We start from the raw sequence: 17,019 nt of genomic DNA, 5'->3' as shown, positions 1-17,019 counted from the left end.
TGGTCCTTATAGCGGTCGGTTGATTTGTAAAGTAAAATTTAATAGCAGTGCAGAAGAATATTTTAATTGAAACATATCTTTAAACACATTTCAGAGGTGTTTTATATCACAGGTATTCTTCTGCATGTAAAAGGAGGAATATTTGTGAATAAACTATCTAGTTTTTTCTTAAGTAGGGTTCTCTACAGGAAAATTTATGATGAATTTAATGAGTATATAGGGAAACTCTGTGATATTTATGTTACTACGGAGGATGGATATCCTAGAGCTATTGCCTATCAGGTAAAGAGAGGCGGAGAAATAATTAATTGTGAGTTTAAAAATATTACGTTCTATTCTGAAGATGACAAAATTTCTATAAGAGTTGAAGGTGGAAGAGAGATAATTTTACAGAAATACTCATATCTTTTATCTAAGCATTTACTTGACAGACAAATTGTTGATATAAATGGGAAAAAACTCGTAAGAGTAAATGATTTAAGGATTGCACAGATGGCAGGAGAATATAGGGTTGTAGCTGTAGATACTGGTGTCCTTGCACTTGGCAGAAGACTAGGAATAGAAGGAATGGTTAAAAATTTATATAAAATATTTGGGAAGATTCCATCAGATAGTTTAATAATATGGGATAATGTAGAATCTCTTGAGATGGTAAATAATAATTTAAAACTTACAGTTCCATATCAAAAATTGTCTAAATTGCACCCTGCGGATTTGGCAGATATATTGGAGGATATGGATATAAATTATAGAAAGAAAGTTATTGAGAGTTTGGATCAAAATCTGGCTGCAGACATACTTGAAGAAATAGAACCTGATATTCAGGCTGATATTTTAGAGAATATGAATCAAACTAAAAGAGAAGAAATATTACGTGAAATGCCTAATGATGAGATAGCAGATATATTAGATGAAGTTGATGCAGATACGATGGAAAAAATCTTGATAAATATGAAAAAGGAAAATGCAGATCAAGTAAGGACACTAATGAATTATGCGAATGAAACAGTTGGAAGTATAATGAATCAGGATTTTATATCATTCAATATCAGCATAAGTATTGGAGAAATGGTGGATATTTTAAAGGAGACAAATCCAGATGATGAAGTAATTCATTATATATATATAACTGATGATCAACAGAAACTAAAAGGAGTAGTTTCATTAAAGGATATATTGTTGTCGGATTCTGAAACAAAACTTAAAAATATAATGATAGATGATCCAGTTAAGATAACAGATAATGAGGATGTTGACGAAGCGATTGAATTGTGCTCAAAGTACAATCTTTTGTCCATACCTGTAATTGATGAAAAAGGAAAGTTATGTGGTATTGTTATATTAAATGATTTGGTTGAAGATATACTAATACCTATGTGGAAGAAAAGGGTTAAAAGGGTAGGATAGAAGGAAGGCGAGACATAATGAAAAATAAAAATAAATTTCTTATTATGCTTAGTATATTAGGGCCGGGAATTATAACGGCAAATGCCGGAAATGACGCAGGAGGTATTACAACCTATTCTGTAGTTGGTGCACATTATGGATATTCGATGCTTTGGGGAATGTTTGTTATAGCTATAGGGCTTGCTGTTGTTCAGGAAATGAATGCTAGAATGGCAGTAGTAACTGGAAAGGGATTATCGGATCTAATAAGGGAAAGATTTGGAGTAAAATGGGCATTTTTCGCAATGATAGTATTGTTAATTGCCAACTTAGGGGTTTGCATAGGAGACTTTGCTGGTGTTGCAGCAAGTCTCGAACTTTTTCATGTAAGTAAATATATATCTATTCCAGTACTTACCGTTTTAATATGGGTAATAGTAACTCAGGGGAATTATTCAAAAGCTGAAAAGATATTTTTACTGCTTACGGTTACATTTTTCAGTTATATAATAACGGCTTTTTTGATTAAACCTGATTGGAGCCATGTGTTTACAAGTATAGTAAGACCTCATGCAAATTTTGACAGAGGATATTTTTTAGTTTTAATAGGACTCATAGGAACAACTATCACCCCTTATATGCAATTCTATCTTCAATCGTCTATAGTGGATAAGGGAATATCCCTAAAAGAATATGGTTATGAAAAAATTGATGTCTATTTTGGAACCTTCTGGGGTATTTTGACTGCATTATTTATAACTGTTTGTACTGCTGAAACTTTATTTAAGTCTGGAATAAGAATAAATACTGCACAGGATGCAGCTTCAGCATTAGTACCACTCGCTGGAAATTATTCATTTATATTATTTGCAATAGGACTCCTCGGAGCATCATTTTTGGCATGTTGTATAATACCACTTTGTACCGCATATGCTGTATGTGAGGCTTTTGGATTTGAAAGTGGTATAGATAATAGAATTAAAGAAGCGCCAGTATTCTTTGGATTATTTTTTATAATGATTGCAGTAAGTGCTTTAATAGTGATGCTGCCTAATATATCTCTTGTAAATATTATTCTCATTACACAACAGCTGGCTGGTATACTTTGTCCTATAGTTTTAATTTTTATGATAATTCTTATAAATGACAGAGAAGTAATGGGCAAATATGTAAATACATTTTTCCAGAACGTAATAGCAAAATCTACAGTAATACTTATAATAGTCTTAACTATATTAGCACTGTTTGGAAGTTTTATTCCATAGATTTTTTGACCATATATGTATTCATTTTCTAAAGATGTTTATAGTATTTTTTCATATAGTTACGTATACACTATGATTATAAAATAGCAAATATTTAAATTTTCAAATCTATGTAGGTACTATGCTTTAAATTACCATATTAAAGTTGAATCTATACTGAATTGAGAAGTGGAGTGATTATATGAAAAAATTACTTTCAAGGTTTAAAAAGGAAATAATATGTACACTTGTAATAATATTTACATATATTGCTACTAGTATTTGGATTTTGCCGTATGGAAATGCTATAAAAGCAGTATCATATTATTATGGTTCTAAAGGAGATATTGTATATACGATCCAAAGTAAATTAAAGTCGTGGTATTATTATGATGGTGATATAGATGGTATATATGGATATAAGACATTCACTGCTGTTAAAAAATTTCAAGGTAAAAATGGTTTAAAAGTAGACGGAGTTGTTGGAAATAGTACTCTTAATGCTCTTGGAATAAATGCGGGAAGTAAAGTGTATGCTTCTTCGAAGAATACATCTACTAATCAGGATGTTACTTTACTTGCAAGGCTTATAAATGGAGAAGCAAGAGGTGAGCCGTATGAAGGCCAGGTAGCGGTTGGAGCTGTAGTCCTTAATAGAACTAGAGATCCTAAATTCCCATCAACTGTAGCGGGTGTAATATATCAACCAGGAGCATTCACAGCAATAGTAGATGGTCAGATACATGCAAATCTAGAACAAAGTTCAATAAACGCAGCGAGAGATGCTTTAAATGGATGGGATCCATCCGGGGGAGCGATTTATTATTTTAATCCAGCTACAGCAACGAGTAAGTGGATATGGTCAAGACCGCTCATAAAGATTATAGGCAAACATAGATTCTGTAAATAATTATATTTTATATAAAAATTTTAAAAAGCATGTTGACAAAATTTAATTTAATTATATAATAATAGTATAGAAGAAATTCATAGTAAAACACTCTGAAATACTTTGAAAAAGGAAAGTAACTTAAATGGAATTTGAAAGAGAGAAGATCATTGGTGAAAGATTTTTATTGAAAATTTAAGTGAAGTGCCCTTTGGAGTAATAGGCCGAAAGTTAAGTAGGTTTTATCGGATTCACCCGTTACAGTGATAGAGTATAGCGCGTACTTGAAAAGTGAGATTTTTTAAATCTAATGGGAGTGGAACCGCGGAGTTTGTAACTTCGTCTCTAAATTATAGAGACGGAGTTTTTTTGACGTCAAAAACCGTAAAAATCATTCTATGAACTTATATAGTCTTTAAGCAAAATTATTTGAATAATGCTTATTTTATGAAAATTTATTATTTGGAGGTATGTAAAATGATTTATAATAATGCAATCGAATTAATAGGGGGTACACCTTTATTTAAATTAAATAATATTGTACCCGAAGGTTCAGGAGAAGTATATGTTAAACTGGAAAAATACAATCCAGGTGGAAGTATAAAAGATAGAGCAGCACTTGGTATGATAGAAAAGGCTGAAAAAAAGAATTTATTGAAAAAGGGTGATACTATTGTAGAACCAACAAGTGGGAATATGGGCATAGCACTTGCTATGATTGGAAAACTTAAAGGTTATAAAGTTATAATAGTGATGCCGGAAACAATGAGTGAGGAAAGAAGAAGCCTTATGAAGGCATATGGGGCAGAACTAGTTTTGACTGAAGGCTCAAAGGGTATGAAGGGAGCTATAGAAAAAGCAGTTGAAGTAGCAGATGGTAAAGAAGGATATTATATACCACAGCAATTTATAAATGAGGCCAATCCTTTTAAACATTATGAAACTACAGCAGAGGAAATAATTAATGATGTAAAAGATTTATCAGCCTTTGTGGCCGGTGTTGGAACAGGTGGAACAGTATCTGGAGTTGGAGAGAAACTTAAGGAATTTAATAAGAATATAAAAGTGATAGCAGTTGAACCAGCAAATTCTCCGGTACTTTCTGGAGGAAAAGCATCTTCACATAAAATACAGGGCATAGGTGCAGGATTTGTTCCTGATATATATAAAAAGGAGTTAATAGATGAAATTATAACTATAACCGATGAAGAGGCTTTTGAATATGCTAGAAGAATGGCAAAGGAAGAAGGTATATTAGTTGGAATATCTTCTGGCGCAAATATACTTGCAGCAATAAGAGTAGCTCAAAAACTTGGAAAAAATTCAAAAGTTATAACTGTTGCTCCGGATGGCGGAGAAAAGTATCTTTCAATGGGTCTCTATGAATAAAATCTTATAGCGTACATTTAATTTCAAAGGTGGGAATAAAAATGATTAAATTTTTTAAATCTCTAAGATATGATTTAAGAAATGCTGTTGAAAATGATCCTGCGGCTAGAAACTCATTAGAGGTTTTTATTTTATATCCATTCATACATGCAGTTATAAATCATAGGATAGCATACTTTTTCTATAAGAGAAAAATGTTTTTTATTGCACGATTTATATCTCAATTTGGAAGACTTCTTACCGGTATAGAAATTCATCCCGGTGCCAAGATTGGTAAAGGATTATTTATAGATCATGGCATGGGAGTTGTTATTGGAGAAACTGCTGAGGTTGGTGATAATGTAACCTTGTACCATGGTGTAACACTTGGCGGAACAGGAAAAGACACTGGAAAAAGGCATCCAACAATAGGTGATAATGTTATAATTGGTTGTGGGGCAAAGGTTCTTGGACCGATTAATATTGGCAATAATGTAAAGATAGGTGCAAATGCTGTAGTTGTAAATGATGTGCCTAATAATACAACTGCTGTTGGAATACCTGCTAAAATTATATATAAAAAACCCAAATCCATAATAGAAATAAGTGATTATATGGGGAAAACAAAGAATATATATAATGATATGGTTATATGAGTTCTCCATAGTGATTATATCTATAATAATATTAATATAGATGAGATAGCCCGTTAAATACAGTATTTTCGGGCTATTCTTTGTTTTATATTATAGGTTTTGTAATTCCAAGCTTAAGTTATACTTCAGTTGACATTTCCAAAATTCGTCACGTAAAAAATTTCTAGTAAGTCTAGGTTCGTATTTATAAAAATCTAAGCAGATTTTATAAACTCGCAGGCTCAAACATATGAAATCTACTAAGATCTTCAAAAATACTTCACTAAGACTTACTAAAAAGTTTTTTAATGTGCCTACATTTTGGAAGTGTCAGCTTACATATAACTTAATCTTGGAATTACAAACCCCATGAGCGTAAAGTTAAGTCAAAATTTAACACCAGGTAATTAAATTTTGGCTTAACTTTACGCTCATGTTACAAACCCTATAATAATTTGATTTATCCATAATATGATATATAATAAAACTATCTTATATAAAATTTATAATATTTATACGTTACACTTTATAAAATATAGTATAATACATATAGGAAAGGTGGGCTTTATATGATATCTCCTATAATTGTGAAAGCTATAGGTTGTCTTCCTGACAGTTTTTTACGATATACATCAAGAAAAATTTTAGATAGATATATGAATAAATATGCTGATATAAATGTACAAGGGATGGAAAATTTAAAGGGTGTACATAGGCCGATTTTATTTATATGCAATCATTTAAGTAATTCAGATGCACTTGTCATAGACAGAGTACTTAAAGATGAAGATATAACCTTTGTTGCAGGGGTAAAGCTTTCTAGTAATTCATTAACTAATCTTGGTATGAAAATAACTAAGACGATTGGTATAAAGCCTAATACGGCAGATAAAGATGCAATTTCAAAGGTTATCAGAACACTAAAGGAGAATAATAATATACTTATCTTCCCGGAAGGGACCAGAAGCAGATCTGGAGGTATGATAAACGGCAGAAGAGGTGTCGTGTTAATGCAGAAATTAAGTAAGGCAAGTATAATACCATTGGGTATATATGGAAGCGAAAAACTCCTTCCGATAGATGATAGAGATATGGCGCTTGAGAAATTTCATCATGCAAAGGTAATGCTTAATATTGGCAAGCAGATAGAAGTACCATCTAAAATGAAAGGTGAAACGAAACGTGATTATGAGGGCAGAGTACTTGATTTGCTTATGAGAAGCATTTCAGGTTTACTTCCGGAGGAATATAGAGGAGTATACAGATAGTTTTTAAGGTAAACATATATTAAGTTTAATTTTTAAACACTAAGTTTTTGACTTAGTGTTTTTTACAAAGGAGGTGATAGCATGGATAAAAAAACTATTAATGATATAATAGAGATTTTAAAGAAGACCTATCCAGGAGCTAAATGTGCACTGAAATTTAATTCTCCATATGAATTACTTGTGTCAACTATTTTGTCGGCACAATGTACAGACGTGAGAGTAAATCAGGTTACAAAGGAATTGTTTAAAGATTATAATTCACCAGATAAAATGATTACTTTGACACAAGAAGAATTGAGTGAAAAAATAAAAAGCTGTGGTTTATATAAAAATAAAAGTAAAAATATTTTAAACACGAGTAGGTTTATACTGGAAAACTACGGAGGAAAGGTTCCAGGTACTATGGAAGAATTATTAAAACTTCCGGGGGTTGGTAGAAAAACAGCTGATGTTGTATTGTCAAATGCATTTGGCGTTCCTGCTATAGCTGTTGATACACATGTATTTAGAGTATCAAATAGGCTTGGTATAGCAAAGGGAAAAACTCCAGAGCAGGTTGAAAAAGGGCTTATGAAAAATATACCAAAGGATATGTGGAGTGAGTCACACCATTATTTAATTTGGCATGGAAGGCTTGTATGCAAATCACAAAAACCAAAATGCTCGGAGTGCCCGCTTTCACCGTATTGTGAGTATACATTATAGAAAGGAGTGAGCTTTAGTGAGGGTATTGTATAGGGTTTATAAATGAAAGCTTAACTTATGCTCCGGCCGGAATTTCCAAAATACATCACGTAAAAAATTTCTAGAAAGTCTAAGCTTGCGCATAAGTTAAGCTTTCATTTATAAACCCTATATATGCTCTCATTAAAGATAATTTATGAAAGATAGTTTAGACGTTATTAAGAATTTGATGGAACAATATGAGAAACCTTTTTACATATATAATGAAGGTGTTATTGATAAACAAATTAAAATACTTACAGAGGAACTCTCACAATTTGAGTTTCTATATTCAATAAAGACTAATCCATATGCCCCTATAGTAGATTTTATAGTGTCAAAGGGCTTTGGTGCAGATGCAGCTTCCGCAAATGAAGTAATCATAGCACAAAAAGCTGGATTACCTTGTGAAAAAATTATATATTCATCTCCGGGAAAAACACGTCAGGACATTGAAAAAACTTTAGATAAATCAATAATAGTAGCAGATAGTTATAATGAACTGGACCTAATTAACAATATTGCAAAGCAGAGAGGATTAAATGTAAAGATAGGGTTAAGAATAAATCCTGACTACAATATGAATATGGGACAAGGAATAAGTAGTAAATTTGGTGTTGACGAAGAAACATTAGTTAATCGGAAAGAATTATTTAAAAATTTAACTAATATAAAAATTGTTGGTATTCATGTTCATCTGCGTTCACAGATACTTGATTATAGTGCACTATATAAATACTATGAAAGGGTGTTTAAGCTAGCAGTATTTTGCAAAGAGAGTATGGGATGGGAATTGGAATTTATAAATTTTGGCGGAGGAATTGGTATAGCATATTCAGCATCAAATGATACACCTTTAAATGTTAAGTTACTAGGCGAAAAATGTAAAGTATTAATTGAGAGACTTAAAAATAAAATTAATGCAAGACTTATTATAGAAACAGGCAGATTTTTAGTGTGTCAAGCTGGTAAATATATTACTCGAATCGTAGATATAAAAGAATCCAGAGGTAAAAAGTATTTAATTGTAACTAGTAGTCTTAATGGTTTTTTAAGACCTTCTATTGCAGAACTTCTAAGTTCTTATATGCCTAAAACAAGTAAATTGCAGGGATGTGAACCTTTATTTACAGCTAAGGATGCTTTTGAATTTACTATACTTAAAAATGGGAAATCATCATTTGAAAAAGTAAGTGTTGCAGGTGATTTATGTACTTCAGCAGATTTAATGGCAAAGGATATAATGCTGCCTAAGGCTGATATTGGAGATATTTTAATGGTTTCAAATGCAGGAAGTTATGCCTATACTTTGACACCAGTACTATTTGCAAGTCATACGCCTCCACTACAGATTTATATAAAGTCAAACGGTGAAATAGTCCTATAGAGAAGTTAAGTATAGGGTTTGTAATTTCACGCTTAACCTATGCTCCGGCCGGGATTTCTAAAATACATCACGTAAAAAATTTTAGAAATCCCGGCCTGCGCATAAGTTAAGTTTAGACTTGTAAACCATATATATGATTTAAGTTTTGAGGAGAATGAACAGTGGATTATGTATATATTTTAGAGTGTAAAGATGGAACTTTTTACACAGGTTATACTAATGATTTAGAAAAAAGAATAAAAACTCATAACAGCGGCAGGGGAGCAAAATATACTAGATGCAGACTGCCTGTAAGGATTGTTTACTCTGAAGCTTATGAATCCAGGAGCGAGGCTATGAAAAGAGAATATTTTATAAAGCAATTAAGTAGACAGGCTAAAATAAAACTTATGTCAAACGTGTCTGTTTCATTACCTAAATAAGGAGGATTTATTATAATAAACTTTGTGTTGTAAGTATATTGCGTATTAAGCATTGATCATAGATATATGGGGGCTATAAGGACAAACTGGACTTATAAGTTATATACTTAAATCAATAAATGCTTGATATACTAATAAAAGTATATAAATAATTATATAACTTATGTAAACTTGATAAATATTATTTCTCCTTTAAGTGTTTATGGCGATAGCCATATTGATTTATACTATAATTGCAGTTTTAGACATCTGTTAAGATAACTAAAAAAGTCTGAATAACCTGTAATTCAGATAGTATATTCAGAACCTTAAGATCTTTTTGGGCATAAAAGATATTTAACTTAAATTTTAGATAAATGAAATGATTCCAGGACGGTTAGTCCTATTGAATTATTTAAATTTAAATGTGAGTTTTACTATATACCCGGGAAGTTAATGTCCTAATAATTAAATTAGTACAGTCATTACTATAAACTTAAAGAAGGAAGGCTGTAAGCCTTCAAACCCGTTAGGGTGCTCTGTCCTTCTTATGAAGGGCAGATTATTTTAGTTTTAAATATATTTAATCTTTTACCGGGAAAGATTTCGTTATTTATTATAATTTCTGTAGTTTTAAAATATCCCTCCGGGATTAATACTATGTATACAAGGACTACGTCCGTAAAACCTTTATAAAGAGAATACAATCATGGGAATTATAATGTAAATTGGCAAATACTATACAAGAAAATGAGTGAGATTATATATGATTTAGGTTTAAATGGAGTAAAGGACTTTTAAATCAATATGGCTATCGCCATAAACCCTTAAAGGCAAAATTATATTCAGAAAGTTTATCAAATTTACATAAAGTTATAAAATCACTTATATACTTTTATTGGTATGTTAAGTATTTGATGTAAACATAAGTAGAATTCTTACGTAGCAGGATACTGTAAGGCCGAAGACACATCTAAAACTTTTCTATAAATTTTGACGAAGTGCTGTGAAAGACCTTAAAGTCCCGGATACCATTTAGAATATGATCTTATTCAGGCTTTTTTAATTACTTCAATATATGTTTAAAATTGTAATTATAGTATAAATCACAAGGGCTAATCGCCCTAGAACCCTTGAAGATGATATTTCACTTATTAAGCATATAACCTGGTTTAAATATATAGCTTATAAGGACAAACTTAACTCACACCGCAGAGGTATACCTGGAAACTGAAGGCACATCTAAAAAGTTTTTTACATCTCTTGGCGAAGCCTTTTAGAAAAATTTTAGTAGATTATATATGTCTGAGCTTCACGAGTTTGAGTTTATATAATCTGCTTAAATTTTTAAAAGGCGAGCTTAGAGATGTTAAAACTTTTTTAGGGTGCCAGGGTTTGTGAGTATACCTCTGCAATGTGAGTTGAGTTTGTCCTTATAACCATATATCTAGGATCAATGCTTAATACGCAATATATGCATTTATAGAAACTATTCTAGTTTTAGTAATTCTCTTCTTAGTAAGTCAAGAGCATACATTGTAGCTCTGTTTCGTATTTTGTCTCTAGTTCCGGAACTCTCAAGTTTTTTCACTATAACTTTGCCATTTATGTAAAGACCAATATAAACCAATCCTACAGGTTTTTGAGGAGTTCCACCACCAGGACCTGCAACGCCTGTGGTTGATAATCCTATATTTGTACCAGAAGTTTTTGCTATTCCTTCTGCCATTTCGTGGGCAGTTTCTTTACTCACTGCGCCAAATTTGTCTAAAGTTTCAGGTTTCACACCTAGTCGTCTCATTTTTGCCGCATTACTATATGTTACAGCACCTTCTATGAATACTGAAGATACTCCGGGATAATTTATCAATTTGGACGCTATAAGTCCACCGGTACATGATTCCGCGGTGGCAATAGTTAAATCTTTTTTTATAAGTAGATTTGCAATTACTGCCTCAATACTTGTATCATCTTCACCATATATATTATCTCCAAATCTTTTGTAAAGTTCATTTTTCATTGGCTTTATTAATTTTAATGCAGCTTCCTTTGTATCAGATTTTGCTGTAATCCTTAAAGTTACTTCCCATTCTTTTGCATAGGTTGCTATAGTTGGATTTGTATTGCTGTCTATGAGATCTTTTATTTCTTCAGCCAGAACCCCTTCTCCTATACCCGTAACACGTAATACTTTTGATTCCAGTACACTATGTGAGTATTTCTTTAAGAAAGGGACAACTGAGTTTTCGAACATAAACTTCATTTCACTAGGAGGACCAGGAAGTATAATAAGAATTTTGCCATTTACATCAAGCCCGCAGCCAGGAGCAGTACCATGATCATTCGCGAATATTACAGCATCCTCAGGGAAATATGCCTGTTTTATATTATTTCCTTTTAATTTTTCTTTTCCATTTTTTAAAAAGTAGCTATTTAATTTTTCAAGAGATTCCTCATCCAATAACATCTTTTTATTAAAAAACTCTGCACCAGTCTCTTTTGTAAGGTCATCAGGAGTTGGTCCGAGTCCGCCTGTTGTTATTACTATATCAGCTCTATTAAAAGACTCTTTAAGTTCTTCTTTAAGTCTTTTAGTATTGTCACCTACGACAGATTGATGATATACATCAATTCCTAAATTAGCGAGTCTTTTCGCTAAATATTGCGCATTTGTATTTATAATATCTCCAAGTAGCAGCTCAGTTCCAACACACAAAATTTCTGCTTTCATATAAAAACACCTTCTTATAATTATTTTTGGTTGGTTAAAAGTCTATTACTAATTTTATTTTAAATGTTTAAATATTTCAATAAAATATATAAAATAGTTGTATAGAATTTGAGGCAGTAAGTGAAATGAATTATATTTGAAAATAATTCAAAAGGTTATTTTTTTGTAGTATAATTATCTAGGTAATTATCAAAGAGGTGGTGCCTATGATTAATGTCAAAAGAACTCTTGAGAATAGACTTAAATTACCGTTTCGGGGAGTTGTGGCTTTAATTAGTATAATTGTAGTCTTAGCAGTGTTTTTTATTTATCAATATAATGTGGTTAAAAGTTGGTCAAACCGGATATATCCAGGAGTTAAAGTTGAAAAGCAGGATTTAGCCGGGAAAAGTAAGGAACAAGCCAAAGAAATCTTACGCGAAAAATACATTGGAGAAGTTTACAAAAGTAGTGTAAATGTAAAAACGGATGATAGAAATTATATATTAGATTATAATAAAATTAATATCAAGTATAATATTGATGAAACAGTAAATCAAGCTTTCAACTATGGCAAGAATGTCAATATGCTTGAAAAATTTAAGCTTATAAAATTTCCAACTGGTGCAGTAATTAGATTAAAATTTACATATGATAAAAAAACACTGGATAATTTTTTAAGTGATATACAAAAATCCGTTGATAAAGAACCTTTAGATGCACAATTAATAGTTAATGGAGATAATTTAAAGGTTGTTAAAGAGAAAAATGGTAGAAAGCTGCAAAAAGATAAACTTCAGAAAGATGTCTTAACTGCACTTGGTGAAAATATTGGTGTAAATACAAATATAAAAACATCAGTAAAATTATTGAATGCAAGGATAACAGCTAAAAAAATTTCATCTATAAATACTAAAATATCAGCTTATACTACAGACTATGGAAGTATATCTTCATATGAAAGGGCAAATAATATAGAACTTGCCACCAGTAGTATAAATGGGAAAATATTGCTTCCGGGTGATGAATTTAGTTTTAATAAAGTAGTTGGAGAAAGGACTGCTGAGCGTGGGTATATGTCAGCACCAGTTATAATTGGTAATCAAGTTGATTCAGGACTTGGTGGGGGGATATGTCAGGTATCTACAACCCTATATAATGCTGTTTTGAGGGCAAATATAAAATCTACACAACGATCACATCATACTATGCCGTCACATTATGTACCGGTCGGAATGGATGCTACAGTCGATTATGGAAATATTGATTATAAATTTAAAAATACTTTAAAATACCCAATATATATATTTGCAGATTCGTCTGGCGGAGCTATAACATTTGAAATATATTCTAATTCAGAGCTCAGCAATATTGTGACTGATATATCCTCAAAGGTGTATCAGAAGGTGGATGCAAAATTAGAATATCAAAATGATTCATCTTTGCCTGAAGGACAAACAGAAGTAATGCAGGCACCATCTACCGGATATAGAGTTAAGGTTATAAAGACTGTTACTAAAGATGGCAAGGTTATAAGCAGTGAATTGATTTCTGACGATTACTATGAACCAATAAATGGCATTGTAAAGCGGGGAACTCAGAAACAAGGAACTCAAAAACAAGAACCTCAAAGTCCAGAAACTAATAATCCTAATCAAGAGCCTGATGATTCAATTTCAACTGATTCAAAGGATTCAGAAACTACAGTAGAGACGAATGTGGATAATTCTACGGATCCAGAAAAACAGGACAACTAATATTTAAATTGCTGCATATAGGGTTCATAAATAAAAAGTTAATCCATCCCCCGGGAGATACTGTCAAAATCCGGTACTATAAATGCTTTTAGTAATTCTAAAGCCCGGTATTTTGAAAATCTAATAAAGATTGATAAACTCATAAACTCAAACATATCAATCTTTATATATTTTCTAAAATACCGGGCCAAGAATTACAATAAAAGTATTTAATGTACCTATATTTCGACAGTATCTCCCTCAGGTATAAATTAACTTTAAAATTATAAGCCCCATATTGCGGTAACTTTTTTTACACATGTTTTGCAATATTGATATAAAGTATGATATAATTAAGACGTTATGCGGATATGGCGGAATTGGCAGACGCGCTAGATTCAGGTTCTAGTGAGGGAAACTTCATGCAGGTTCAAGTCCTGTTATCCGCACCAGATCAATGTTTTGAAAGATATTACAAGATATTAAACATAAACTTTATATACATTAGACCTCAAGGAAAACTTTGGGTGTCTGGTGTATATTTTTTTTACAATAGAACTCCAAGAGGAGTGAAAAAATGAAAAGAAAAACTATTGAATTATTTGAAGGTCAAAAAACTTTAGACAAATGTTTTGATGAATTTATCTTAAATAGTTTGTAGTTTAGCTGGAAACTTGTTATATAGCCATATATAAAAGTTAAAGAAAGGACTAAAAAACTATGGATACAAAGATATTCTACTTTACCTGATAATGTTTCCAGTGTCTTCTGAAAGCTTAACTTATGCGCAGGCCTGGATTTCCAAAATACGTCACGTAAAAAATTTCTAGTAAGTCTAAGCTTGCGTTCATATTTTATGGATTTTAATGATGTCAGCAGCCGTCATAGTCGTCATACTTGCAAATCCTATATGTTATAAAATAAATTAAATAATGTACACAATAATAATTGATTATTAAGTGGTTTGATATTATAATAAATATACAGATATTTACTTAAATGTAAATTATATTAAGATTGATGAATTTAACTGTATATTAAAAATTGGGTAACATCGTAGGATTAGGAGGATTAAAATGAGGATCGCAAATAGAAAGAGATTCATGTTTTCTTGTATATTTTTCACCTTAATACTACTGTTGTTTGGTAAAAATCAAATGTTTTATAGTAGATACTCTGCTGTAAGAGGACAAGCTGTTGTAGAGGCTGCTAAGGGGAAAGATGGATTTTCTAAAGTCAAACAGAATAATAGTAGGTATACGATAATTTTAGATGCAGGTCATGGAGGTATAGACAAGGGTACAAGCTATGGAAATATGTATGAGAAGAATTTAACTCTAAAAATAGTTAAATATGAACAGGAATATCTACAAAATAAAGGATACAATGTTGTTTTAACAAGAGATAGTGATGTACTTGTACCATTAAAAGAGATAGGAAATAGGGTAAATGCAGCAAATGGGAATGTGTTTGTTTCAGTTCATGTCAATTCAATTAGTGATCCAAACTTCAATGGAATTACGACACTATATTATGATCCAAAAGGTTATCAGTCAGATGAGAGAACAAAACTTGCAAAAATACTTGAGAATGAATCTGTAAAATCAGATGATTGGTATAATAGGGGCATAAAAAAACAAAATATAGCAATATTAAGATATAGTAAAATACCGTGTGCTTTGGTTGAATGTGGTTTTATAACTAATAAAAGTGACAGAGATAAATTATCTAAGGATAATGTTCTTAGAAATTTAGCGGAAAATATTTGTGATGGAATAATAAAATATATAAATAATAGGGAATGATAAGTTAATTGCTCTAAATAATACTATTTGGTACTCCCTCTTTACTCTTTAAGCTTTATAGAGTAATATATTAAGAAGAGTTTTATGAGAATAAGTTATTTGTTAATTGTTAGATAAGGAGGATTTGATTTGAGTTTAAATATAGTATTGTTTCAACCGGAGATACCGCAAAATACTGGTAATATAGCAAGAACTTGCGTACTTACCGGCAGCAAACTTCATCTTATAAAACCACTGGGTTTTAGTCTGGATGAAAAACATTTAAGAAGAGCTGGTCTTGATTATTGGCCTTATTTGGATTTAAGTATATATGATTCCTATGAAGAGCTGAGAGAAAAATATAAGGGCTCAACATTTTATTTTTCAACAACACATGGCAAGAATTTTTATCACGAAGCTAAGTTTAAAGATGATGACTTCATTGTTTTTGGCAGAGAATCATGTGGATTACCAGATTACATAAGAGAAAGTGATCCTGAAAAATGTATTAGAGTGCCAATGATAAATACAACAACACGTTCGTTAAATTTATCAAATACAGTTGCTATAGTGGCATATGAAGCATTGAGGCAGATGAACTTTCCGGTTATGAAATAGGAGGGAAGTTGGTCTATGGAAAAAATAAAGATAATTACAGATAGTACTTCAGATTTACCAGTTGATATATTAAAAAGATATGATATAGAAGTCCTTCCACTGCTTGTTAATATTGATGGACATAATTATAGGGATGGAATAGATATAAATTTACCTGAACTTTTAGAAAAAATGGAACATAGTAAGGAATTCCCGACTACAGCTCAAGTTAACCCTCAGAGGTTTATCGAATGCTATAAGGAATATCTTGATAATGGATATAAAGTTTTGTCAATACATATATCATCGAATATGAGCGGCACATATCAATCGGCGTGTATAGCAAAAGAAATGCTTAAAAGTGATGACATAACTATAATAGATAGTTTAAATGTTACATCAGGGTTAGGGCTTTTAGTATTAAAGGCGGCAAAGCTTAAGGAAGATGGATTTGGAATTAAGGAGATAGAGAGTTCTATAATTGAAACAATACCACATGTAAGAAGTGTTTTGGCATTTGACACTTTAGAGAATCTTGTAAAGGGTGGTAGATTGTCTAGGACTGCTGGAATTATAGGTAATATACTGGATATTAAATTAATAATAGAAATAAAAGATGGTAAACTTGCTGTTATGGATAAAGTCAGGGGAAGCAGGAAGGCTGTAAGGTATATACTGGAATATCTAAGTAAAAGAGGTTCAAAAGAAAATGAAGATACAATACTTTTGAGCGTTAAAAGTAAAGATATTGTTGAAATACTTAGAGAAGAACTAAAACTTAGTATTAATGATTTTATAGAATGTGAAGTAGGGTGTGTAGTAGGAGTACATGCAGGACCTGGAGCATGTGGAGTATTTTTTGTAGAAAATTATTAATTATTATTCTAAAAT

General features: G+C 31.4%; 14 protein-coding genes, 1 tRNA gene and 1 other annotated feature. Of the genes, 14 read left to right on the top strand and 1 reads right to left on the bottom strand.

The genetic code is table 11. The annotated features are described in order from the left end of the window. Positions 1–144 precede the first annotated feature (144 nt). The 9 genes from D4Z93_RS12235 (at position 145) to D4Z93_RS12195 (ending at position 9,322) form a co-directional block, all read left to right on the top strand. On the top strand, positions 145–1,407 hold the full coding sequence (locus tag D4Z93_RS12235; RefSeq protein ID WP_119973901.1) for a magnesium transporter: 1,263 nt from the start codon (positions 145–147) through the stop codon (positions 1,405–1,407). A 17-nt stretch (positions 1,408–1,424) separates the two neighbouring features. Next, positions 1,425–2,651 (top strand): Nramp family divalent metal transporter, encoded by a 1,227-nt coding sequence (locus tag D4Z93_RS12230; RefSeq protein ID WP_119973900.1) that lies wholly within the window; start codon positions 1,425–1,427, stop codon positions 2,649–2,651. Between the two features lie 181 nt (positions 2,652–2,832). Next, complete coding sequence (sleB, locus tag D4Z93_RS12225) at positions 2,833–3,540, top strand: spore cortex-lytic enzyme (RefSeq protein ID WP_119973898.1); 708 nt, start codon at positions 2,833–2,835, stop codon at positions 3,538–3,540. Positions 3,541–3,633: 93 nt separating this feature from the next. Beyond that, positions 3,634–3,869: a binding site (T-box leader), on the top strand. Positions 3,870–3,996: 127 nt separating this feature from the next. After that, positions 3,997–4,908, top strand: coding sequence for a cysteine synthase A (gene cysK, locus D4Z93_RS12220; protein WP_119973896.1), 912 nt, complete (start codon positions 3,997–3,999; stop codon positions 4,906–4,908). A 41-nt stretch (positions 4,909–4,949) separates the two neighbouring features. Further along, positions 4,950–5,543 carry a serine O-acetyltransferase EpsC gene (epsC, locus tag D4Z93_RS12215; protein WP_119973895.1) on the top strand — a complete coding sequence of 198 codons (594 nt, stop codon included), beginning with the start codon at positions 4,950–4,952 and terminating at the stop codon, positions 5,541–5,543. Between the two features lie 548 nt (positions 5,544–6,091). Beyond that, positions 6,092–6,790, top strand: a complete 699-nt coding sequence (locus D4Z93_RS12210) for a lysophospholipid acyltransferase family protein (protein ID WP_119973893.1) — start codon at positions 6,092–6,094, stop codon at positions 6,788–6,790. Positions 6,791–6,871: 81 nt separating this feature from the next. Next, the gene (gene nth / locus D4Z93_RS12205; protein WP_119973891.1) at positions 6,872–7,495 is read left to right on the top strand and encodes an endonuclease III; all 624 of its coding nucleotides are present in this window, start codon (positions 6,872–6,874) and stop codon (positions 7,493–7,495) included. 175 nt (positions 7,496–7,670) lie between these two features. Next, positions 7,671–8,900: a diaminopimelate decarboxylase family protein gene (locus tag D4Z93_RS12200; protein ID WP_119973889.1), complete on the top strand. Its 1,230-nt coding sequence runs from the start codon at positions 7,671–7,673 to the stop codon at positions 8,898–8,900. 161 nt (positions 8,901–9,061) lie between these two features. Beyond that, positions 9,062–9,322 (top strand): GIY-YIG nuclease family protein, encoded by a 261-nt coding sequence (locus D4Z93_RS12195; protein ID WP_119973888.1) that lies wholly within the window; start codon positions 9,062–9,064, stop codon positions 9,320–9,322. A gap of 1,468 nt (positions 9,323–10,790) precedes the next feature. On the opposite strand, the gene D4Z93_RS12190 is transcribed toward D4Z93_RS12195, so the two are convergent. Continuing rightward, the gene (locus D4Z93_RS12190) at positions 10,791–12,032 is read right to left on the bottom strand and encodes a competence/damage-inducible protein A (RefSeq protein WP_119973886.1); all 1,242 of its coding nucleotides are present in this window, start codon (positions 12,030–12,032) and stop codon (positions 10,791–10,793) included. 206 nt (positions 12,033–12,238) lie between these two features. On the opposite strand from D4Z93_RS12190, the gene D4Z93_RS12185 reads away from it, so the two are divergent. From D4Z93_RS12185 to D4Z93_RS12165, 5 genes are all read left to right on the top strand, one after another. Continuing rightward, entirely contained in the window at positions 12,239–13,768 is a 1,530-nt protein-coding gene (locus D4Z93_RS12185; protein ID WP_119973884.1) for a VanW family protein, read from the top strand. Between the two features lie 344 nt (positions 13,769–14,112). Continuing rightward, positions 14,113–14,199, top strand: a tRNA-Leu gene (locus tag D4Z93_RS12180). A gap of 624 nt (positions 14,200–14,823) precedes the next feature. Beyond that, complete coding sequence (locus D4Z93_RS12175) at positions 14,824–15,552, top strand: N-acetylmuramoyl-L-alanine amidase family protein (RefSeq protein ID WP_119973882.1); 729 nt, start codon at positions 14,824–14,826, stop codon at positions 15,550–15,552. 129 nt (positions 15,553–15,681) lie between these two features. Further along, on the top strand, positions 15,682–16,149 hold the full coding sequence (locus D4Z93_RS12170) for a tRNA (cytidine(34)-2'-O)-methyltransferase (protein WP_119973874.1): 468 nt from the start codon (positions 15,682–15,684) through the stop codon (positions 16,147–16,149). Between the two features lie 15 nt (positions 16,150–16,164). Then, positions 16,165–17,004: a DegV family protein gene (locus D4Z93_RS12165; protein WP_119973873.1), complete on the top strand. Its 840-nt coding sequence runs from the start codon at positions 16,165–16,167 to the stop codon at positions 17,002–17,004. The last annotated feature ends 15 nt before the right edge of the window (positions 17,005–17,019 follow it).

Source organism: Clostridium fermenticellae (assembly GCF_003600355.1).
Classification (GTDB): domain Bacteria; phylum Bacillota; class Clostridia; order Clostridiales; family Clostridiaceae; genus Clostridium_AV; species Clostridium_AV fermenticellae.
This window is presented reverse-complemented; position numbering and strand designations above follow the sequence as displayed.